This is a genomic window from Sulfuricurvum sp., assembly GCF_028713855.1.
In the GTDB taxonomy this organism is placed as follows: domain Bacteria; phylum Campylobacterota; class Campylobacteria; order Campylobacterales; family Sulfurimonadaceae; genus Sulfuricurvum.
The window spans coordinates 90175-113286 of record NZ_JAQTNN010000008.1; the positions used below are offsets into that span (position 1 = coordinate 90175).

The window sequence follows — 23112 nt, forward strand, 5'->3', positions numbered from 1 at the left end:
CCGTATGATTCAAATCAATAACCTCACCAAAAGCTATGGCACACGGGTCCTGTTTCAGGATCTCTCCCTCAAACTGAACGCCGGAAACAAAGTCGGATTCGTCGGACGCAACGGGAGCGGAAAATCGACCCTCTTTAAGATCATTCTTGATGAAGAGCCTTATGATAGCGGCGAAATCATCATCCCGAAAAACTACCGTATCGGTACGCTCCGTCAGCATCTCCATTTCACTCATAAAACGGTGCGTGAAGAGTGCGCTTCCGTCCTTACGGGGGATATGGAACATGAAGTCTACCGTGTCGAAAAGATCCTCTTCGGTCTCGGATTTACACAGGACGATTTGGAAAAAGATCCCCTTAGTTTTTCGGGGGGATATCAGATCCGTCTTAACCTCGTTAAACTCCTCGTCACCGAGCCTAATCTCCTCTTACTCGATGAGCCGACCAACTACCTCGACATCGTCTCTCTCCGCTGGTTAGCAAGCTTTATCCGCGCGTTTGAGGGGGAAGTGATCCTTATCACCCACGATCGTGATTTTATGGATTCAGTCAGCACCCATACGATGGGATTACGCCGTAGAGGTGTCTCTATTATCAAAGGCAATAGTCATAAATATTATGAGATGATGGAGAGCGAAGATGAACTTTACGTCAAAACTAAAATAAATCACGACAAAAAGCGTGAAGAACTTATCGATTTTGTCGCCCGCAACAAAGCCCGTGCTTCTACGGCGGTGATGGCACAATCCAAACAAAAAGAGCTGGATAAAATGGGGATAATGGAGTCGCTGGAAGGGGAAAAAGATTTAAGTTTTTCCTTCTCCTACCGCCCTACCCCCTCCAAAATCACGATGGAAGTCAAAAATCTATCGTTTGGCTATCGTCCTAATGAACCGCTGTTTGAAAAGCTTTCCTTTGTTTTGGAAAAAAACAAATGCCTTGCCATCATCGGGAAAAACGGTAAAGGAAAATCAACCCTCCTAAACACTCTCGCAGGCTTACTAACGCCCGATGGTGAAATACTTACCCACCCTGCCACCGCCATTGCCCATTTCGGTCAAACCAACATCGATCGTCTTGATAAAAATCGCACGATCACCGAAGAGATACAAAGTGCCGACAATACGCTTCAAAATGTTCGTATTCGAGGCATTTGCGGAACGATGATGTTCAGCGGCGACGATGCCGATAAAAAAATCTCTATCCTCTCAGGGGGAGAACGCAGCCGCGTTATGCTGGGGAAGATTATCGCTACCCCTGCCAACCTCCTCTTCCTCGATGAGCCGACCAACCACCTCGATATGCAATCCATCGATTCATTGTCTGACGCCGTCAAACGATTTGAAGGTTCTGTCGTCATCGTCACCCACTCCGAAATGCTATTGCGTGAGTTAGCCGATCAACTCATCATCTTTCGTGAGGGAAATGCGGAATTTTTCGACGGGGGATACGATGACTTTTTAGAAAAAATCGGATGGGATGAAGAGATATCCGATGCACCTAAAGCTGTCAAAGTGACCGCGAATGTGAACAAAAAAGAGCAAAAACAGCAGCGTGCCGAACTGATCCAAGAGCGTTCCCGCCTCCTGAATCCACTCAAAAAAGAGATCGATTATTGTGAAAACACGATTATGACTCTGGAGGCTAAAGTGAAAACGGCGCATGAGCAGCTCATCGTTTACTCCAACCAAGGGGAAAGCGGCAAACTGATGGACGTATCAAAACAAGTTGCAAGCGATGAGAAAATGATCGAAGAGCTGTTCGAGCGGCTCGAAATCGCTACGAATGAATTTGAGCGGATTACCAAAGAGACCGATGAAAAACTCGAAGCCCTCTAAAGTCCGCCTCGACAAACTGCTCGCCAATCTCGGCTATTGCGTACGCAAAGAAGTTGCCGCTCTTCTACGAGACGGGATCATTACCCACAGCGAGGGATTGAGCCTCAAAACCGATACCAAAGTCTCTCACGACGAAATCCTCTTTGAGAATGAACCTCTCGATCCCCCCTCTGGAATCGTAATATTGATGCACAAGCCGCTCGGTCTCGTCTGCTCTCATGATGATGGTGAGGGGAAACTCGTCTACGATCTTCTCCCGCTGCGTTGGAGAATGCGCGATCCCAAAATTTCCACCATCGGGCGGCTCGACAAAGAGACAAGCGGATTGCTCCTCCTCACCGATGATGGGCAACTCCTCCACCGCCTCACCTCCCCACGCCATCATGTTGCCAAACTCTACGAAGCGACCCTTGATCGACCGCTTAGAGGGGATGAAGCAGAGATTTTCGCCTCGGGAACGTTAATGTTAAACGGTGAAAAATTTCCGTGCCTCCCTGCGAAGCTTACTGTTATAGACGATACACATGTAACACTGGAAATTACCGAAGGGCGATACCATCAGGTACGTCGTATGTTCGCGGCGGTGGGGAACCATGTCACGGCGCTTCATCGCTCTAGCTTCGGGGATTTGACGTTGGGGGATTTAGAGGTGGGGGAATACCGTTTGATCGATCCGAATAAAATCACCGAATAATTTTATAGCTTCTCCCCTCGTAACCTCAACGCATTCGTAATCACCGACACCGAACTGAAACTCATAGCCGCCGCCGCAATCATCGGTGATAGCAAAAGACCGAAGAACGGATACAATACCCCCGCCGCAATCGGTATCCCGGCACTGTTATAAATAAAGGCAAAAAAGAGATTCTGTCGGATATTGCGCATCGTGGCGCGGCTGAGACGGCGTGCGCGGACAATCCCGCGTAAATCCCCTTTGATGAGGGTGATTCCCGCACTCTCCATCGCGACATCGGTTCCGCTCCCCATGGCAATTCCCACCTGCGCCTGAGCCAATGCGGGGGCATCGTTGATCCCATCCCCTGCCATCGCGACGATATGCCCCTCACTTTGGAGCCGTTTTATCGTTTCGGCTTTTTGCTGCGGCAGAACTTCGGCTTCAAAGTGATCGATCCCCAATCGGGCGGCGACCGCTTCGACGGTAATGCGGCTGTCTCCGCTGAGCATCACGACCGTTATCCCCTCCTCATGCAAATCACGGATTGCTTGCGCGGTGGTCTCTTTGATCGGGTCGGCAACCCCGAGTAGCCCTGCTAGCGTATTATCGATGGCAAGAAACATCACACTATCCCCTTCGCGGCGTAAATTATCTGCTACAGCCGAAAGCCCTGCCGTTTCGATCCCAAGTTCTTCCATCAGTTTGCTGTTTCCCAAGGCGATTTCTAATCCCTCGACTTTTCCGACAACCCCTTTTCCCGTTACCGATCGGAACTGATCCGTTTCACTCAGGGGCACGCCTCTCTCCTGCGCGGCAGTCACTACCGCCGACGCGAGAGGATGTTCGCTGGAACGCTCCAATGAGGCCGCCAAAGAAACAATCCTGTTTTCATCCCACCCCTCTTGAGCGATGACGGAGACCAGTTTCGGTTTTCCCTCCGTAAGTGTTCCCGTTTTATCGACGACGAGGGTATCGATTTTTTCCATCATCTCCAGTGCTTCGGCATTTTTGATTAACACACCCTCCATTGCCCCTTTGCCGGTACCGACCATAATCGATATGGGTGTGGCCAATCCCAGCGCACACGGACAAGCGATAATCAACACCGCGACGGCATTGACGAGAGCATAACCTAACGAGGGTTCGGGGCCGTAAAAATACCAAATAATAAACGTCACCACGGCGATAAAAATCACCACAGGGACAAAATAACCCGACACCCGATCAGCACTCTTCTGAATCGGTGCACGGGAACGCTGTGCCTGCGAAACCATAGAGACGATCTGAGAGAGGAGCGTATCGGCTCCCACTTTCTGCGCCAGCATAATGAGACTTCCCGTCGTATTGATGGTTGCACCGATCAGAGGCTCTCCGTTTTTTTTGGAAACTGGAATCGGTTCTCCGGTCACCATCGACTCATCCACATGACTCTCCCCTTCGACAACGATGCCATCTACCGGAATTTTCTCACCCGGACGGATACGGAGCCGATCCCCCGGCTGAACGAGCTTGAGGGATATCTCCTCTTCACTTCCGTTCGGGCGGATAATACGCGCATTCTTCGGTGAAAGCCCCATCAACAATCGGATCGCATCGTTAGTTCGGCTGCGGGCACGAAGCTCCAATACCTGCCCCAGCAAGACGAGGGCGGTGATAACCGATGCCGCTTCAAAATAGACCGGAACAACCCCCATCTGCATCGATAGATTTTCCGGAAAAATATGTGGAAACAAAACGGCAACGGCACTGTAGGTCCATGCGGTCGCGGTACCCAGTGCGATGAGGGTAAACATATTGAGACTGCGGTTGCGAACCGATTCCCATGCACGCACATAAAAAATAAATCCGCCCCACCACACGACCGGAATCGAGAGAATCATCTCCATCCACTGACGCGATTTGGGATCGATCATCGCAGCAAATTGTCCGGGAAAAAACTCCGCACCCATCGCGCTGATCAATACCACTACTGAGAACAGTACGCTGATCCAAAAATGGCGTTTCATCGTATCATATTCGCTGGTATCGTCTTCGAATTGCACTGTTTTTGGTTCGAGCGCCATACCGCATTTGGGACAGCTTCCCGGCCCTTTTTGCTCCACTTCAGGATGCATGGGACACGTGTAGAGAACACTCTTGGCTGTATCGATTGAACAGTTATAATTGTGACACGATGAGAGTGAGGGTTCAGAGAGGAGAAAGTTTTCAGGGTGCTCTAAAAATCTATGCTGACAATGTGCAGAGCAAAAAAGGTAATGTTGATCTTTATAATCGCTTTGATACGGGGTAGAAGGGGACACCTCCATGCCGCAGACAATATCTTTTGCCATCGGATTTCCTTTGTACGAGATTACTTCAAATATTTTCGCTGCATTAGCATTTGATATAAAATCGGAATCAATATGAGACTGACTACAGCAGAGGTGACGATACCGCCGATCATCGGTGCAGCAATCCGTTGCATTACTTCGCTGCCGACACCGTGGTTGATCATAATCGGCAGTAACCCTGCAAGAATCGCGAATACCGTCATCAGTTTCGGACGTACCCGTTTGACCGCACCCTCATAAATCGCCTCTTTGAGAAGCGCCGCATTCATCACGACACCTGATTTGATACGGGTCTCTATGCTCTCTTGCAAATATACGATCATCACAATCGCCGTCTCTGCCGCTACCCCAAGCAGTGCCAAAAACCCGACAATAACGGCAACGCTGATATTAAACTGCAACCAGTCGAGATACAGAACTCCTCCTAAAAGGGCAAAAGGGAGCATCAAGAGGACGATCAAAGTCGGTATCCATTCGCGCAAAGCCAAATAAATAAGTAATATAATCAAAGCAATTACCGCAGGAACGATCCATAGGAGTGTTTTGAGTGCCGATTCGAGATATTCGCTCTGCCCTGCCCACTCGTAGGTATAACCCTCGGGCAGTTTGATCGAAGTGAGCTGTTTTTGCGCCTCTGCTTTGTACGCCGTGGCACTCACCCCCTCTTTTGGGGTAATATAGACATAGGCTACGGGACGCGCTTTTTCGCTTTTAATCATCGCGGCACTCTCACGGTATTGAACTCGTGCAAAGGTCGAAAGAGGGGTAAATCCGAGCGGCGTTTTGATCAGAATCGAGCGGATGTCATCAAGAGAAGTGCGCTCATCGTCTTCAAGGCGAAGGTTGACACTGTACCGCTCACGAGCCTTGTACATCGTTGAGAGTCCCATCCCTCCGATCGCAGCAGAAGTGTAATCAAGCAGCACCTCTTTGCGGAGGTTATAGCGTGCCAATGCCGCTTCGTCGATGTCGATATCGATATAGTACCCACTGTCGCTGCGGTCAGCAAAGACGCTCTGGGTATCGGGAATCTGCTGAAGAGCGCTTTCGATTTCACGAGCTGTTTTTTGTAGCGTCGAGAGGTCATCCCCGTAGATTTTGATTCCCAAAGGGGTACGGATACCGCTGAGAAGCATATCGATCCGCCCACGGATCGGATAGGTCCAGGAGTTCACCAACCCCGGAACCTGCAATGCACCGTCAAGTTCCTGCTGTAGTTTTTCGGTCGTCATCCCCTCCCGCCACTGATCTTTGGGTTTGAGGGTAATAATCGTCTCGATCATCCCCAGTGGAGCGGGATCGGTTGCACTCTCAGCCCGTCCCCCTTTACCAAATACGCTCTCCACTTCCGGGAAGCTTTTGATCACCGAATCGGTATACTGGGTCAGCGCTTTGCTCTGATCGATACTCACGCCGCTTTGGGTGACCGGCATATACATCAGCGTCTGCTCGTCCATCATCGGCATAAATTCCCACCCTAAAGAGCGATAGACATGCACCGTATATCCTAATGTCGCAATAACCAAAATAAGGAGTACATACCGAAATTTCATTGAGACCAAAAGGATCGGATGATAAAGCCAAATAAAAAAACGGCTGATAGGATTGGCCTGTTCCGAGAGGATACGTCCGCGAACGATCATATAGATTAATACCGGAACAAGCGTCACCGAGAGTAGCGCTCCCACCCCCATCGCAAAACTTTTAGTAAACGCCAGCGGAGTAAATAATAACCCTTCCTGCCCCTGCAAGGCAAAAATAGGCAAAAACGATACGACGACGAGAGCCAACGCGAAAAAGATAGGACGCCCCACCATCTTCGAAGAGTACAATACGGCGTCTAATCGCTGTGCGCTGGTAAGGGTTCCCAACTCGCTTTCACGCTGTACCAGTACTTTGTGGGCATTTTCAATCATGATAATCGACGCATCCACCATCGTCCCTACCGCGATAGCAATCCCACCAAGCGACATAATATTTGATCCGATACCGAAAAGTTTCATCAGTAAAAACGTGATAGCAATCGTCAACGGCAATATAATCAGAACGATCAGTGCGCTACGCAAATGGAGTAAAAAGAGGGCGATCACCGCGATAACGATCAGGCTTTCGTGCTCAAGGGTTGTGGTGAGGGTAGCAATGGCGGCTTGGATCAGGTCGGAGCGGTCATACACGGGAACCACCTCTACCCCTTCGACATGGATTGAATCAAGTTTTTCCTGTATCCGCTGGATAACACGATAAACATCTTCGCCGTATCGGACAACAACGATTCCCCCGACCGCTTCCCCCTGCCCGTTTAGATCGGCATAGCCGCGACGATTCTCAGGAACTTTTTCGATACGGGCGATCTGGGAAAAAAGGATAGGAACACCGCCGCGCGTCGTAATGACGATGCTTTCGATCGAATCGATGTTTTGAAGATACCCTTTGGCTTGTACCATCCACTCATACCCGTTTTGGACGACAATCCGCCCTCCGACATCATTATTGTTCCCTTTGATCGCAGCGGCAACTTCGCCGACACTGAGGTTATAGCGCACCAATGCGTCATTGTTCAGTGTTACCTGATAGGTCGGTACGAATCCGCCTACCGAAGCAACCTCGCTGACCCCGGATACCCCCTGCAACGCATAGCGATAGGTATAGTCCTGCAATGTCCGCAGTTCGGCAAGATTTTTAGTTTTGGAAACAAGCGCGTACTCGTATACCCATCCAACTCCGGATGCATCGGGTCCGAGCGAGACTTCAAGCGATTTTGGAAGCTGCGATTGGAGGGTTGAGAGCTGCTCGAGTACCCGAGATCTTGCCCAATAAAGATCGACATTGTCATTGAAGATGATGTAGATCAGAGCGTTTTCATACCCAGAAAATCCCCGAACTGTTTTAATAGCGGGAAGAGAAAGAAGCTGCCGTACAATCGGATAGGTTGCCTGAGCTTCAATGATCTCTGGGCTTTGCCCTTTCCATTTGAGCTGCAAGATCACCTGTGGAGGGGAAAGATCGGGAATAGCGTCGAGCGGAGTATGCCGAATTGCCCAAATTGATAACAAGCCCAAAACGATAGCTGCCGCAATGACCCAGTAACGAAACCGTAAACTCCACTCTATCAGACGCTCTACCATGACATATCCTAAAAGTTCCCGTTAATCTGGGCATCCGAATCGATCATAAAGAGGGCATTCGCAACCACTTCATCCCCTTCGACCAATCCCGAGCGGATCTCATAACGGTCATTTCCGACCGGAACCACATTCACCTCTACCGGTTCATATTCCCCCTCGTATTCCCCTTTTTTGAAACAGAACCATTTCCCTTTTTTACGAATCACGGCAGTGCGCGGCACGATCAAAGCAGCTTTAGACTGCACGATCGGTGTGATGGCCGCATACATCCCCGGAAACAGTTTCCCGCTCGTGTTGGAAAGATTGAGACGCATTGTCAATGTCGATTCGGAAGGGTTGGTATTCGGATAGATTTTCCCCCGCTTAGCGTACAAAGGGCGCTCGAATCCCGTTACACGGATTTCGTAAGAGTCCACTTTTTGCAGTGCTTCGAGCTGTTCGGGAGGGAATCGCATCTCCAGCCAGATCGGGTCAAGTTTGACAATCCGAAACAGAGGCTGCATCGCACTAAAGGCTGAGCCTTTATCGATCTTTTTCTCGAAAATATACCCGGATACGGGAGAGCGGACAGTCGTAGTGGAGCCCACTGTCCCTGTTTTTTCAATAGCCGTTATCTCGGACATTGGGACATTGAGATAGATCAGTCGCTCTTTTGTACTCTGAACCATACCTGGGTTGGGACGGATGGCATTGTATTTGAGTGAACTGAGATATTCATCCTTGGCCTGCAGCACTTCGGGACTGTAAACTTCGGCGATCACTTCCCCTTTGGAAATATGCTGATAGGTCTCGGTGGCTCGGAGCTTTTCAACATACCCGCCGAAACGGAGCGCTATGATCGATTCCTGAGATTCATCCGCTCTGATATAGCCGAAGTTTTTTCCCATATTTGCCGTGGCATCGGCACGTTTAACTTTTATTGTCGTCACATTGAACTGCTGGATAATCGGGGCTGGTTTACCCCATAAAACCGCTCCTGCCATCACTAAGCCTAAAAAATATCTCATGACTCTTTCCCCACCAATAGATCAAGTTCCGCCTGTGCGCGGTAGAATGCTGCAACCGAACGCGAGAGCTGCAGTTCAAGCTGCAGTTTTTGCTTAAGCAGTTCGGTAAAACGGAACAAATCCTCGCCGTTACGGATTGAAGCTTCGGAGAGTTCGAACATGTGGTTGAGCTGCGGTAAGCTCTCATCATGGATCACTTCCCATACCTCGGATGCCTTGCGCATCTCCGCATATTTTTGACGCAAAGTGGATTCCAGCTGCAAATACGTCGCCTCTTTGTCACGGCTTCGCTCCAGCACTTTTTCCCGACTGATCTGCTCTTTCACCGACTCTGTACCGTACACGGGGAGGGGTATATTGAGACCGACATTCCAGAAATCATTAAACGCTTCACGGCGGCTGTATCCCGCCTGCACCGTCACGTCGGGATAAACATCGAGCTGTGATTGGCGCAGCTGTACTCCTGCCGATTTTAGCTGAGCATCTTTGGCACGGTAGCCGAAATTATTTTCCAGAGATTTTTCATACGACTCGATCGGCTCAATCTGTCCCATACTCAAATCCACATCTACTTTCTCGATCCGTTTTGCACACAGCTGTGAAAGATTCGCATACGAGCGCTCTTTTTCCTGAGCCAGATCGGCCTGGATGATTTTGATCTGGGAAAGATCCATCTGAGAGGACATGATCCCCATATGCCGCCCTGCAGCGGCAGAGGAAAGCGCTGTGTAAAGTTCACTGTTTTGACGGACTATTATCTCAAAATCATGGTATATCCGCTCCTCTTCACCAATCTGCCAGAGACGGTAGGCCTCTTTTTTAATCTCACTAGAGAGCAGTGCCCTAGATTGGCTCAGAAATAATCCCGCATACGCTTCCTGAGCCTGCGCATCCTCATACCGCAGATCCCTTTTCCCGGCGAACGGAAGTTTTTGCTGCAAAGAGAGTGTCGTAAACTGCATCGGCTCTAAGGAGCGGTTGGTGATGTCCCGCGTCTGGATATCATTTACCTGCAGCTGCAACGAGGGATTGTCGAAATTTTTCGATATCTCTTTTTGGTATCGGCTTTGATCGACCCGCGATTGCGCGCTGATAAGGGTGGGATTGTTGTGCAATGCCTGCTGTATTAAGACTTCTACACTCTCAGCGTAGCTTAGTGCCGCGATAACCGACAATGCAAATGCAACTCTTATCATCGCACTGGTCCTAGAGACTCAACGATGTTTTAAGACGGTATTTTTTTCCCTCTTTCGTGGTTACGAAAATATGAAACTGCCATGTTCCGCCCATGTCCAAATTAACCGATGTTTTATACACACCGTGCCCCTGAGCAACCGCTTTTGCTTTGGATTCCATCGCAGGCATCCCCGGCATGGACGGCATAAATGCTTTAACCTCTACACCTGCATTATCGAGCGGCAAATTTTGCTGATTCAAAGTAATCATAACGGCGTTGCTTCCGACGATCAGAGGCTTGTCAGAACTGACAACTGCTTTGATGTTTTGCATTGAAGTACTTTGTTCCCACGCCGCACCGAATGCTAACGAGGCAAACAAGACAGTGAGAAGGATAAATTTGAATTTCATAATAGACTCCTTGGATAACATTTTATTATTGTAGCGGTATTCTTGAGCGATATGTGTAAACGCTATATTAATACTCGGTACAATTATGATCCTAATTTTTACTGAAAGAGTCTGCTTGGAATCTATTCGCATTGTGTTTGAAAACCCTGCCTTTTTAATTGCCGCCAAAGAAGCAGGGGTCAATTTTCATTCCGAAAAAGAAGCGGGATTTGTCGTACAGGTCAGTTCCCAACTCGGCATTCCCCTCTTCCCCGTCCACCGACTCGATAAAATGACCTCAGGCCTCGTGATCCTCGCCAAAAATGCCGAAACCGCCGCACAATTTGGAAAGATGTTTGAAAAGCGTGAAATCGAAAAATACTATCTCGCGATCTCAATGCGCAAACCGAAGAAAAAAATGGGATGGGTTAAGGGGGACATGACAAGTGCGCGACGGGGGGACTACAAACTCCTCACTACGACGGAAAATCCCGCCATTACCCAGTTCGTCAGCTGTGCTTTACGTACCCATGAGCGGTTTTTTCTCATCAAACCCCATACGGGGAGAACGCATCAGATCCGCGTCGCTCTAAAAAGTCTCGGTTCCCCTATCGCGGGAGATGAGCGCTATGCGCAAGCCGATGAGGCACGCAAAGAAGAACGGGGGTATCTGCATGCCTATGCGCTGCGGTTTCGTCTCAATGATGAAGAGTTTAGTTTTGTCTCACCGCCCGATGGGGGAGAGCGATTCGTAAGCGAGGAATGCAAAGAACAGCTGGAAAACTGGGCAACACCGTGGGAACAGTTTTGAAATATTTTACCTCCGAACCCATGAACACTATCCTCGCATGGGCGCATGAAACCCTAAAAGAGTCCGATCACCTAACCTTTGAAGTCCTCAATCCCGATATCGGACGTGGAAGTTATGCCGGAGAATCGGTAATTATTGACGATGCTACCTATGTGTACCGCAGTTATAAAGCATGGAGCGATCTTGGGGAACTCCTCTTTTGCCGGATGCTGACTCCAAAACCCGCATCAGAACACACCATTATCCTCACCTATGAAAAACTCGACCTCAGCGACTCGTTTCACCGCTCACAGGAGAAAGAAGAAAAATACGGAACCGCGTCCCGTTTTGCCGCCATCCGCAAAAACGAAGAGCCCGCTTTTCTATCTGCCTATCTGCGTGCATTGCGAAGTGTTAAAGTCGGGGAGAAAAAACGGATTCTCAATCTGGGAATCAATACGGGAGATGAATTCGACCTCATCCGTCAAATCCTCTCTCACGAAGAGTACATGAATCTCTCCCTCGTCGGGATCGACCACTCTGAGAGTGCCATTTCCGTCGCACGAGAACGATTCAACGAAGGAAATGCCACCTTTTATGTCTACGACATCAACGACCTCGCCTCTTTGAATCTAGGACGCTTCGACCTCATCATCACCATCGGAACACTGCAAAGCAGTACGCTGGAGTTCAAATCTCTCTTTGCCTCGCTAGTACAAGAGTATTTGAGTAAAGAGGGGGCGATGATTTTAGGATTTCCGAATTGCCGTTGGATAGGGGGCGAGATGATCTACGGAGCCAAAGCACCGAACTACCCTTATTCGGAGATGTCGATACTCGTAAAAGATATTTATTATTGTAAAAAATATTTGCAGCAAAAAAAGTTTCGGGCTACGGTAACGGGAAAAGATTATCTGTTTTTAACGGGAACAAAAATAGTATAAATTATTTGCTTCCGTTCCAAACATCTTTTTTCGGATGATGTGTATGGACTTCCTCCATAATATTTTCCTGCTTCAAATGGTACACCTGTGAATCTTTTGTAACGCAATAAATTTCATAGATTTCAAGATTCGGGTTATGTTTGACAACAACTTCCAAAATATTTAAACTGCGCGCATATCGTTGAATCTCTACCGCCGCTTTTAAATCTTTGGTTACGATTTTAGCAATCAAATCACCTTTATAGCCGGAATAGGTATTGATATCCTCAATCTCATAATCCAAGGCATATCGAATTATTTTCTTTCTTTCCGCTTGCATTATTTCACCCTTTTTAACATATACATCTGAGTACTATTATAGCGAATCTTCATTCAAATAAATATTATATTTCGTTTGTGCTATACTCCATAAATACCCTATATAAAGAAATTGAATAATGCCTCTCAAAACCCGCTTGGCGCAATTTGAATCATCTATCTCTTTTATTATGCCGTTACCGTTATCTAAACTGGGAATCGTTACGGCTGAACATGAAATCTTTCTTTATAATACGCTCACCGATACCAAAGAAAAGCTATTACATCTTAACGTACCGAAAGATTCCGAGTTCCTCTACGCCTTTGATCCACATCATATGCGATTGGTATTTGGATCGAAAGAAAACAATATTCTTCACATTGTTGACCTCAACCAAAAAAAGCTCCTAAACCGGTTTGAACTGGATCAGCAATCACCGACAGCAATCGCTTTTTCTCCTGATGGTTCCCATTTCGTATGCGGTACGAATCAAGGTCGTGTTCTTCTATGGCGGCACGATACTAATACTATGATCTCGAGATTGCATTCATTTCCTGAATATACCTCGTTGTACACCAAACCGAAAATAAATTTTGTCTCCGCCCTAGCATTTGAGGAAAATATGCTGGCTTCTTCCGGATACGGCGGAAATATTGTTGTAACGAATTATCGAAGCCAAACAAACACTCAACGGTTTCATCCGGGTCCAATGAGAAATCAAGCCATTCTTTTTTACCAAGATTTCCTTATTGCCGGAAATCACGATGGAGTTTTGTTAAAAATATCTCGAAATAAAAAATTTCCCAACCAAAGACTAGCTACGGCATTAGGTCCTATTGTCCACCTTTTGCAAGTCGGTTCTACCCCTTTTGTTCTGGCAGCTTCGCAACAACGATCCTTGACACTGGTCAATATAGAAACCATGAAAATATTAAAAGAGCGCTACATTGAACTTGAGCATCCTATTACATGGATAGGCAAGGATAACAATGAGCTTCTCTTCATCGGTACACAAAACGGTGAACTCTACCAGTTTGATTTACAGCCAACCAACCAGTTGAAAACACTTATCGATTCAAATGCCTATACGGAAGCCTATCGCCTTTGTGAAGAGGAACCATTGCTACAAGAGAGTGAATCGTATGTGTTACTGGAATCCATCTTTGTTAATGCAATGAAAAAAGCCGCAATTGCTTTAGAAAAAGGCTCCATCGATCACGTAAAAGAGTTACTTGAACCTTTCAAAAGTGCTAAATCAAAAGAAATCATCCCCATATTAAATACATTATCCTACGTGGAACGACTCAAGTTTCTTTATGAAAGCCGAAAATTTTCCCCTTTTTACGGATTAGTTGAGCAGTTTCCCTTACTGCAAACAACCGCCCTTTACAAACAAGCGGAAAAAATGTGGGCCGAGCACTTTACCAAAGCGCAAAAACTCATTCTACTCGGTAAAACAAAAGAGGCTCAAAAGGAGCTTGAAGCGTTTGCTACCGTTAACGCTAAGCGTCCCTTGATTCAACTGCTGATTCATCATTCCGATGTATTGAAAACGTATTCCAAAGCGATATATGAACATGACTATCACATACTCAACCAGCTAACGCAACAGCACCCAATTCTTCGCAAACTCCCCTCATACTCACAACTGATTGGTGAAGCGGGCGAGCTCATCAATGCTGTTATGGAAGCCCTAAAAAACAAAGCTTTCGATCACGCTTCATTATTGATTCATGAACTAAGCGGCATTATTCAATACGAAGATGCCTATTCTCAGCTTAAAATATTTTTTTCTCTAACTTCCAACCTCCATCACGCCATTATGAATCAGCTTTGGCGTTCCGCCTATCATATGCTCGATTCGCATCCGGATCTAATGATTCTCCCTTGGGCGCAGGAACTCGAAAAACAATGGCAAGAAAAATTACTGCTGTGCGAAAACTATGCTATTCACGGCAATATAGCATCCATAAAAACAACCCTTGAAAATCTCATGAACCTTCCGGCGCGCTACGAACGTATCGGAGATATTCTGCGAATGGGATACCAAGTACAGCTCAAAATCCTCCAATCCAAAAATCCATTACATTTTTCATTGGGTGTAACAAATTATTGCAAACTGTTCGGCATCGATACGGAAATACGCCACTTGATAAAAAAGGCGAGACGGCAGAAATTAGCGATAGAAATCGATTCCTCGCAACTGCATCTTCAAAAACGGGATGAATGGCTTCATAATCTGCGAAGTCTTCCCGATTATATTGTCTGAATTAATCCGAATGACAGAAACGTCGTTCTCTTTTTTTAGCTATTATAAATATTTCATATACATCAGAGGGATAGAAGGATGAAGAAACGCATTGCAATCATGTTCTTATTGTTATCTCTATCCGGATTTGCCCAAAATACTGCCGAATCGATCGATCTGTCTCTCCAATCGTTAGAAAGCGACGAGTCCATCCTCGAAACCACAGTATTAAACACTATGTTGGATAAATACCGAGGAACCATTCCCCCGCTTTATAGACGCTACCAAGCAACGCAAAATGATTTAGCACTTATTGAAGCCAAATTTACCGAAGCAGGCATTCCCCTCTACTTTGCATTGATCCCCTATTGTGAATCCAAATTCAACCCTTCAGCCCGGGGGTACAATACCGCAGGACTATGGCAATTCAGTAAACAAAGTGCCAAAAATTTCGGTCTTTCCGTCAAAAAAGGAAATGACGGACGACTTGATGTCAACCGCTCCACCGAAGCGGTGATACGTTATCTTAAAAGTCTCAAAAAAGAGTTTGGAAGCTGGTATTTGGCCGATTTTGCGTATGGAATGGGAGAGGGAACACTTCAAAGACTTATTGATAAAAACAGAAGTAAAAAAATATCCGTTTTACTGAAAGATCCCCATTTTCCCTCAGGGACAAAGGCTCATTTTGCGAAAACGCTTCTATTAGATGCAAAAATTCATTATTTAAAAGCCGAAGAAAAAGAAGATGTTTCCGTTCGTGGCGAGCATGTCGAACCATGAACAGCACCCTTCGACGAGCTCAGGGTGAACGATTATAATTAGCCGATATTCGTATAAACTGCTTGGACGTCATCGTCCTCTTCGAGTTTATCGATAAGTTTTTCGATATCCTCCATCTGCTCTTCACTAAACTCTACCGGAGAGTTTGCGATACGCTCTAATGCAGCACTATCTGGGGTAATCCCCATTTTTTCTAACTCTGTGGACAACGCTCCGAATGCGGTATATTCACCGTAAACACTCACTTCACCCTCTTCTTCTTCGATGCTATCCAATCCTGCATCGATAAGGGCAAATTCAAGCTCTTCCAAATCCATAGCCGGCGTTGGAAAGCGAAATACCGCTTTACGACTGAACATAAATTCAAGTGAACCATTGTTAAGCGTTTCCCCTTTGGCACGGCCAAAAATCGTACGAACATTGGAAATCGTTCGTGCATTGTTATCGGTAGCACACTCTACAAAAAACAAAACACCGTGAGGGCCTTTTCCCTCGATATTCATTTCAGCCAATGAAATAGCATCTTTACCGCTGGCACGTTTGATTGCCGCATCGATATTGTCTTTTGGCATATTTTGCGCTTTTGCCGTCAAAATAGCACTGCGGAGTTTCGGGTTCATGTCGGGATCTTCCCCACCCTCTTTAGCCGCCATTGTAATGATTTTGCCCAATTTTGGAAATATTCTCGACATATTTCCCCAGCGCTTCATTTTTGCCGCTTTGCGATATTCAAACGCTCTTCCCATACGGTACGCTCCTAAAATCAACTTTAAAAAATTGTGAAATTATAGCCGTTTTAAGGGATTTAGACAACCATTGTTTTACTATCTGAGCAACACATTTATTCAAAAAATAGACAATTATGCTATCATCTTTGAAATGTAGGTATATCTTTAAAAAAAGGGGCTGTATGACCTCTTCAAAATATTTTGCTTCTCCTCTTGCACGAAACTTTTGGCAGAGTGTTGCGGTATTGATACTCTTTGGTATTTCGTTTGTCGTTTACGTCTATTCTGAGAAACAAATTGACCGTGCCAATGAGATGCGATTGCACTCATTCCTCCTTGCCGATGAGTTGCGCCACTCTTCGGATGATTTGACTCGGATGGTTCGAACCTATATCGCCACCGGAAATCCCATTTATAAAGCACACTATCAAGAGATCCTTGATATCCGCAACGGACTAAAACCTCGTCCTCTGAAATATCAGAATATTTATTGGGATTTAGTCGGCTTGGACGACAAACGTCCTAGAGGATACAGCACACAAGCCATTCCTCTGATCGAGATGATGCGTCAGTCCGGATTTACTCAAACCGAATTTGCCAAACTTACCGAGGCTAAAAACAATTCCGATACCCTGACAGAAACCGAATATGCCGCCATGAAACTGATAGAGTCAAAGGCATCCTCACCTGCAGAAAAAGATATTCAGCAACACAAAGCAATGGAACTCTTGCATGATGAGTTCTATCATCAGGCCAAAGCTTCCATTATGCGTCCGATTGACGAATTTTATCTTTTGATGCAACAAAGGACAGATACAGCTGTCCATAATGCTCAGATAATGGCATTTATCCTGCGGATCGTTTTTATTTTCATCGGCATTATATTCATGTTCATGCTTCGGCGTCTTAACCAAACACTGAACACAATACTGGGAAGCTCAGTGGATGAGGTTCATGCTCATATAACCCGTATCGGACGAGGAGATTTTTCCCATCTGATCCGTGTAGATAACGACAATAAAAACAGTGTATTAGGGTGGCTCAGTGAAACACAAGAGAGACTCAAACAACTCATATCAAACAACGAACGTCTCAAACAACTCTATTCAGCACTCAGTCAGTGTAATCAAGCGATCGTCCGTTCGAAAAACGAAGAGGAATTATTTCCGATCATTTGTCGGGATGCCGTCAATTTCGGTGGTATGAAAATGGCGTGGATAGGAATACACGATGAATCAACGCAAGAGCTAAAAGTGGTCAGTTATTATGGAAGCGGAACCGATTACCTTAAAGAACTGATAATATCAACCGATCCTGACAATCCAACCGCATGTGGGCCGACTGGACGCTCACTCCATGAAAACCGACCGATTTGGTGCCAAGATTTTCAAAATGATCCATCAACAGCTCAATGGCATGAGAAAGGTAGGCAATACGGGTGGGGATCATCTGCTGCTTTGCCGCTTCACCGCAGCGGCAAAGGCGTAGGGGTGTTTACCCTATATGCAAAAGAAGCAGGTGCTTTTGATGAACCGGTTCAAAAACTGCTTGAAGAGATGGTGATGGATATCAGCTATGCCTTGGAGACTTTTGATCGCGATATTGCCCGTAAACAAGCAGAAGAGGCCTTGCAGAAAAAACAAAATCATCTAATGGCCATTATCGACAATGAACCCGAATGTGTCAAACTGGTCGATACACACGGAAACCTCTTGGAAATGAACCCTGCCGGACTCGCGATGTTAGAAGCAGATACGCTGGAAGAGGCGCAAAAATGCAACCTGATCGATTATCTTTTACCCGAATGGCGAGCTTCGTTCATTGCCTTGCATAAACAGGTGATGAAGGGAGAAAATGCCCTTTTGGAATTTGAGATAAAAGGGCTGAGGGGGACACGACGCTGGCTTGAAACCCATGCAACTCCGTTACGCGATACCGACGGAAATGTCTCAATGCTACTGGGCATCACACGCGATACTACGGAACGAAAACAACAAGAAGAACAGATTCGTTATTTGGCAAATTTCGACCATTTAACCGGACTTCCCAATCGTACACAGCTCGATAACCGAATCAAAGACCTGCTCAGTTTTGCAAAACGCCACAAGAACCATATCACCGTTATGTTTCTCGATCTTGATCGATTTAAAGAGATCAATGACTCATTAGGTCACAATATCGGAGATATACTTCTGATCGAATCATCTGCACGAATCACATCACTTTTACGCGAAGAGGATACCGTTGCTCGTCTCGGCGGCGATGAATTTATTCTTCTTCTCCCCAATACCAAAATGGAAGGGGCCGCTCAGGTAGCTCAAAAACTTTTGGACGCATTTAAAGCTCCATTCCATATTGAATATCATGAACTCACGATTAGTATCTCTATCGGTATTGCTCTTTATCCGGATGACGGAACCGATTTCGAAACACTTTACAAAAATGCCGATACTGCAATGTATCGGGCGAAGCATAACGGACGAGATACTTTTTCCTTTTTTACCGATGAGATGCAGCGTTATTCAATACGTAATCTTGAACTGAGCAATGCACTCCGACATGCCTTGAATCGCAACGAACTGCAACTTCACTATCAACCCCAATTCTCATCTCAAAACGGAACAATTATCGGAGCAGAAGCACTATTGCGATGGACTCACCCAGATTTTGGGATGGTGTCACCCGCTGAATTTATCCCGATTGCCGAGGAAAACGGGACAATCCTCTCTATTGGAGAATGGGTATTGCGTACAGCAGCCAAGCAAGCTAAAATGTGGCTAGAACAAGGATATCCGGCGATCATTATGGCTGTGAACCTCTCAGCCGTACAGTTTCGCTCATCCAATCTTCCTTTGCTTGTTACCACCATACTCGAAGAGGTGGGATTGCCTCCGGAGTATTTGGAGCTGGAGCTTACCGAAAGCGTCGCAATGCACGATCCTCAAAGAGCTATCAATGTTATGAATGATCTAAACGAACGAGGGGTACGAATGTCGATCGATGATTTCGGAACCGGATACTCCTCACTGAATTATCTCAAAAAGTTTAATATCTATAAACTCAAAATCGATCAATCCTTTGTCCGTGAGATTGATATCAATCCTGAAGATAAAGCGATTGTCGCCGCTATCATCATCATGGCAAAAAGTCTGGGACTGCAAACGATAGCGGAAGGAGTTGAGACAATCGAACAGTTTGAATATCTAAGAGAACAGGGGTGTAACGAAATACAGGGATACTATTTTTCCAAACCGCTCCCACAAGAAATCTTTGAAGCGTTCAGAGAGAGCCATTAACTCTCTCCTATCAGGATTTAAATAGTTAGGCGTCGATAAAGACAACATCGCTTTGGATGTTGTTAAAGAGGAGTGAACGGTTATCGACGCGGTGTTGATACAAAAAGGTATTCGGCTCCATCGAACGAAGAACCGTCGTGTTGTAATAAAAAGCATTCGTACAACGACCGACAAAGAGGAATGAAAACAGAAGTTTAATACGTGGGTTCTCAAACATCTCGTGCGGTTGTGCCAAAAAGGTAAGACCGAATTTTTTAAGATTGACGAGGTCGAAGATATAGAACATGAAATCTTCAAACTTGGTATAGAACCCTTCCAAACTGGCGATTTCCTGCATAATGTAGTAATAATTATCCAAAAGTTCACGCTTTTGCATCATTTGAGAAAGCTTGCTTTTGATGTCTCGTTTACTCGCGAAAAAGCTAGGACTGACTGCCATATAAATATTTTTACGCTCGGCAATCGCTTTATCTAAAGCGGCATTAAATTCATCACTCTCATCAAAACACATGTAGTGGAAATCACTGCTTGTTTTGAATTTCTCCTCAACCTGATCCGGGGTCGGATTCGAAAAATCAAGATAAAGGGTCGGGATACCGCTGTCGATAACAAATGCCCGAATCTTATTTGCAAGATGTGTTTTACCCGAACCCGGTTCTGCCAGAATAAGGGTGTTCTCGCGTAATACGCGGTCTTGGAGTTCGAGTGTCGCGATAGAGCTTTTAAATTTTCCGATTTTTCGTTTCATGAGTTTATCCGTAAAGGGAGATAATATTGTGGATAAGTATAGCTAAAGGTAACAGATTTAGAGATAAAGGGCGAGCCGGTGTAGAGAATAGTGACGTATTATTGCCACTGTTCTTGCATAATCGTAACATCTCCCCGTTCACTGTGAAAACTGAGTTCTCCGTCACTGATATTGCATTGAAGACGCATTGAACGCTCGCACAGCTTCTCTATCCCCTCCGCATCCAAATGGATCACACGGAGATTTTTAAAACGCGCAAACGTCGCACCGTATTGTCTCCACCACGCCGTAGCGCTTTTGAGGTTATAGGTGTAGACAATCACATTCTCAGCTCTACCGCACGCTTTACGAAGACGCTTCTCATCCATCTGTCCCAAATCAATCCAAAGAAGAATATCACTACTATAGTCTTTTTCCCACAGTTCTGGCTCGTCATCTCCGCCGATCCCTTTGGTTATTACCATACGATCACTTGCGTTGAGAGCGAAGGCTACGAGACGGATCATTAGGCGTTGATCGGTCTCTGAAGGATGCTGTGCAATCGTAATCTCATGGGTCTCGTAGTAGTTTCGATCCATATCGGCTATGCTAAGTTGTGCTTTGTAGATTGTCGAACCTGCGGCCATGAGAACTCCCTTATAAGTATGAGATTATGGCATAAGGGGGCTTATAATGGAGCTATTAGCGGATAAATGGTAAAATTCGAAATGATACAAACCATACCGATTGAAACCTTTTTAGAATCCCAAAATATCTATGACCTCATCATCGATGCGCGAAGTCCGCACGAGTACGGTGAATCCCATATCCCCTTTGCTCAAAATTTTTATGCGTTAAATGACGAAGAACACCACGAAATTGGTACGATATACAAACAAATTTCCCCCTTTGAAGCACGGGTAAAGGGAGCTTCCTATGTCTGCCTCAACGCGGCGCGTCATATACACGATATCTATCCTGCATTTACACCCAACTCCAGAATCGCCATTTATTGCGCACGCGGCGGTATGCGGTCCTCTTCGCTGGGAACGATTTTGTCCAACATCGGCTACCGGATCGACCGTATCACGGGCGGATATAAAGCCTATCGGACATTTGTAACCGAGTATCTTGACAATCTCCCCGCGGTAAATTTTATAACCCTTGCCGGAAATACGGGGTGCGGTAAAAGCGACCTCCTAAATGAACTCGACAATGTGATCGATCTCGAAAAAATGGCCAATCACTACGGTTCGGTCTTCGGCGATGTCAACGGCGCACAACCCACTCAAAAAGAGTTTCAAAATCGGCTAGCGAATGCACTTCTCATATTAGCGACCGGGAAAAGAGCTTTTGTCGAAGCCGAAAGTAAACGTATCGGAAAGATCATGCTCCCGCCTACTCTTTACAAGCAAATGGAGTCAGGATTCCGTATTGAGATTACGGCTCCGCTGGAGCAGCGGGTGGAGCGGATCATGCGGATGTACGACTCTATGGACGAGAGCTTTTTCATGGAGCGGATGGAGCGGATTTCCCCCTATATCAGCCGTGACGACAAATCCTCCTCTATTGCCGCTTTCGGCAATGGTGATCTCGTCAGAGTTTCCGAGATATTATTGACACAGTATTACGACAAAGTTTATAAAGTAACGATCAAACCTGATATGATTATCCACAACGATGACCCACTTAAAACGCTCGAAATTCTCAGAGGAATTCAAGATGAACAACAGCGCTAAGCTTACAAAATTCGTCCGTGCTTCGGGATGTGCCGCCAAACTCTCCCCCGGATCACTCGAAAACGTCACCTGTCATCTGAAATCGTTTCATAAAGATTTGCTCGTCGGATTTGAGGGGAATGAGGATGCGGGAGTTTATCGGATACATGAGAGCCTCGCGATGGTGCAGACGGTCGATTTTATCACTCCCGTAGTCGATGATCCCTTTATCTACGGCCAAATCGCGGCGGCCAATTCTCTGAGCGACGTGTTCGCAATGGGGGGCGATGCCAAAACAGCCCTCAACCTCGTCGGCTTTGACGGCAAGAACCACCGCACCGAAGTGCTAACCGAGATTCTACGAGGCGGGCAGAGCAAAGCGCAAGAGTGCGGAGCGGTGATCGTCGGCGGCCACACGATCGAAACCCCTGAGATGCTTTACGGTCTCTCCTGCACCGGATTTGTCCATCCCGACAAAATCCTCCGCAACAACACGGTACAGGAGGGGGATTTAATCGTCCTCACCAAACCGCTGGGGCTGGGAATTCTGATCACCGCGATCAAAGCTGACCTTTTGAATGAGCCAACCGTGCTAAAAGTCGCAGAGACGATGCGCACCCTCAACTATAAAGCCTCTCTCATCGCGCGGGAGTTTGACGCCCATGCGTGTACCGACGTAACGGGGTTTGGCTTTTTAGGCCATTTGGCGGAGATGAGCGGAGGCACAAAATCGATCGAAGTAGAGTGTTCCTCCGTCCCGTTTTTCGCCGAAGCGTTGCCGATGGCATCGATGGGAATCATCCCAGCAGGAAGCTATGCCAACAAAGAGTATCTCGAATCCAAAGTACGCTTCAAACGTGACGTCGGAGCCGATATGGAGATGATCCTTTTTGATGCACAGACATCAGGAGGACTTTTAATCGCCGCTACCCCTGAAAATGCACGCCGTATAGTAGAACGTTCTCTTAACGAGGGGATACCCTCAGCGATTGTCGCACAGGTCGTTGCCAAAACCGATACTGATATTATTGTAGGATAACAC

18 protein-coding genes are annotated in these 23112 nt (G+C 46.4%); 9 read left to right on the plus strand and 9 right to left on the minus strand.

The window, feature by feature from the left end:
- Window positions 1-4: 4 nt before the first annotated feature.
- Both PHI47_RS08880 and PHI47_RS08885 read left to right on the plus strand, forming a co-directional pair.
- On the plus strand, window positions 5-1837 hold the full coding sequence (locus tag PHI47_RS08880) for an ABC-F family ATP-binding cassette domain-containing protein (protein ID WP_299936385.1): 1833 nt from the start codon (window positions 5-7) through the stop codon (window positions 1835-1837).
- Entirely contained in the window at window positions 1815-2531 is a 717-nt protein-coding gene (locus PHI47_RS08885) for a 16S rRNA pseudouridine(516) synthase (protein ID WP_299936388.1), read from the plus strand. The genes PHI47_RS08880 and PHI47_RS08885 overlap by 23 nt, the downstream gene beginning before the upstream one ends.
- 2 nt (window positions 2532-2533) lie before the next feature.
- On the opposite strand, the gene PHI47_RS08890 is transcribed toward PHI47_RS08885, so the two are convergent.
- The 5 genes from PHI47_RS08890 to PHI47_RS08910 are packed head-to-tail and all read right to left on the minus strand — an operon-like array spanning window position 2534 to window position 10562.
- On the minus strand, window positions 2534-4843 hold the full coding sequence (locus PHI47_RS08890) for a heavy metal translocating P-type ATPase (protein ID WP_299936391.1): 2310 nt from the start codon (window positions 4841-4843) through the stop codon (window positions 2534-2536).
- Between the two features lie 20 nt (window positions 4844-4863).
- Window positions 4864-7968: a CusA/CzcA family heavy metal efflux RND transporter gene (locus PHI47_RS08895; protein WP_299936393.1), complete on the minus strand. Its 3105-nt coding sequence runs from the start codon at window positions 7966-7968 to the stop codon at window positions 4864-4866.
- A gap of 8 nt (window positions 7969-7976) precedes the next feature.
- Complete coding sequence (locus tag PHI47_RS08900; RefSeq protein ID WP_299936395.1) at window positions 7977-8975, minus strand: efflux RND transporter periplasmic adaptor subunit; 999 nt, start codon at window positions 8973-8975, stop codon at window positions 7977-7979.
- A complete protein-coding gene (locus PHI47_RS08905) occupies window positions 8972-10171 on the minus strand; it encodes a TolC family protein (RefSeq protein ID WP_299936398.1) in 1200 nt (399 codons plus the stop codon). The genes PHI47_RS08900 and PHI47_RS08905 overlap by 4 nt, the downstream gene beginning before the upstream one ends.
- A gap of 10 nt (window positions 10172-10181) precedes the next feature.
- Complete coding sequence (locus PHI47_RS08910) at window positions 10182-10562, minus strand: FixH family protein (RefSeq protein ID WP_299936401.1); 381 nt, start codon at window positions 10560-10562, stop codon at window positions 10182-10184.
- A gap of 115 nt (window positions 10563-10677) precedes the next feature.
- Here PHI47_RS08910 and PHI47_RS08915 point away from each other — a divergent pair, with 115 nt between their 5' ends.
- Together PHI47_RS08915 and PHI47_RS08920 are read left to right on the plus strand one after the other, a co-directional pair.
- Window positions 10678-11352 carry a TIGR01621 family pseudouridine synthase gene (locus PHI47_RS08915; RefSeq protein WP_299936403.1) on the plus strand — a complete coding sequence of 225 codons (675 nt, stop codon included), beginning with the start codon at window positions 10678-10680 and terminating at the stop codon, window positions 11350-11352.
- The gene (locus tag PHI47_RS08920) at window positions 11349-12275 is read left to right on the plus strand and encodes a methyltransferase domain-containing protein (RefSeq protein WP_299936406.1); all 927 of its coding nucleotides are present in this window, start codon (window positions 11349-11351) and stop codon (window positions 12273-12275) included. Before PHI47_RS08915 ends, PHI47_RS08920 begins: the two co-directional genes overlap by 4 nt.
- Before the next feature lies 1 nt (window position 12276).
- Here PHI47_RS08920 and PHI47_RS08925 read toward each other — a convergent pair whose 3' ends face one another.
- Complete coding sequence (locus tag PHI47_RS08925; protein ID WP_299936408.1) at window positions 12277-12594, minus strand: hypothetical protein; 318 nt, start codon at window positions 12592-12594, stop codon at window positions 12277-12279.
- 118 nt (window positions 12595-12712) lie between these two features.
- On the opposite strand from PHI47_RS08925, the gene PHI47_RS08930 reads away from it, so the two are divergent.
- Together PHI47_RS08930 and PHI47_RS08935 are read left to right on the plus strand one after the other, a co-directional pair.
- On the plus strand, window positions 12713-14842 hold the full coding sequence (locus tag PHI47_RS08930) for a hypothetical protein (RefSeq protein ID WP_299936411.1): 2130 nt from the start codon (window positions 12713-12715) through the stop codon (window positions 14840-14842).
- A 78-nt stretch (window positions 14843-14920) separates the two neighbouring features.
- Window positions 14921-15601, plus strand: a complete 681-nt coding sequence (locus PHI47_RS08935) for a lytic transglycosylase domain-containing protein (protein ID WP_299936414.1) — start codon at window positions 14921-14923, stop codon at window positions 15599-15601.
- Between the two features lie 38 nt (window positions 15602-15639).
- Here PHI47_RS08935 and PHI47_RS08940 read toward each other — a convergent pair whose 3' ends face one another.
- Window positions 15640-16347, minus strand: coding sequence for a YebC/PmpR family DNA-binding transcriptional regulator (locus tag PHI47_RS08940; protein WP_299936417.1), 708 nt, complete (start codon window positions 16345-16347; stop codon window positions 15640-15642).
- 164 nt (window positions 16348-16511) lie between these two features.
- Here PHI47_RS08940 and PHI47_RS08945 point away from each other — a divergent pair, with 164 nt between their 5' ends.
- Window positions 16512-19625, plus strand: a complete 3114-nt coding sequence (locus PHI47_RS08945; protein WP_299936419.1) for an EAL domain-containing protein — start codon at window positions 16512-16514, stop codon at window positions 19623-19625.
- A 25-nt stretch (window positions 19626-19650) separates the two neighbouring features.
- Here the strand turns inward: PHI47_RS08945 and PHI47_RS08950 are convergent, their stop codons facing one another.
- Both PHI47_RS08950 and PHI47_RS08955 read right to left on the minus strand, forming a co-directional pair.
- Window positions 19651-20373: an ATP-binding protein gene (locus PHI47_RS08950; protein ID WP_299936421.1), complete on the minus strand. Its 723-nt coding sequence runs from the start codon at window positions 20371-20373 to the stop codon at window positions 19651-19653.
- Between the two features lie 98 nt (window positions 20374-20471).
- Window positions 20472-20999, minus strand: coding sequence for a YaeQ family protein (locus PHI47_RS08955; protein ID WP_299936424.1), 528 nt, complete (start codon window positions 20997-20999; stop codon window positions 20472-20474).
- A gap of 66 nt (window positions 21000-21065) precedes the next feature.
- Between PHI47_RS08955 and mnmH the strand changes: the two genes are divergently transcribed.
- The gene (gene mnmH / locus PHI47_RS08960; RefSeq protein WP_299936426.1) at window positions 21066-22091 is read left to right on the plus strand and encodes a tRNA 2-selenouridine(34) synthase MnmH; all 1026 of its coding nucleotides are present in this window, start codon (window positions 21066-21068) and stop codon (window positions 22089-22091) included.
- Complete coding sequence (gene selD, locus PHI47_RS08965) at window positions 22075-23109, plus strand: selenide, water dikinase SelD (RefSeq protein ID WP_299936428.1); 1035 nt, start codon at window positions 22075-22077, stop codon at window positions 23107-23109. Before mnmH ends, selD begins: the two co-directional genes overlap by 17 nt.
- The last annotated feature ends 3 nt before the right edge of the window (window positions 23110-23112 follow it).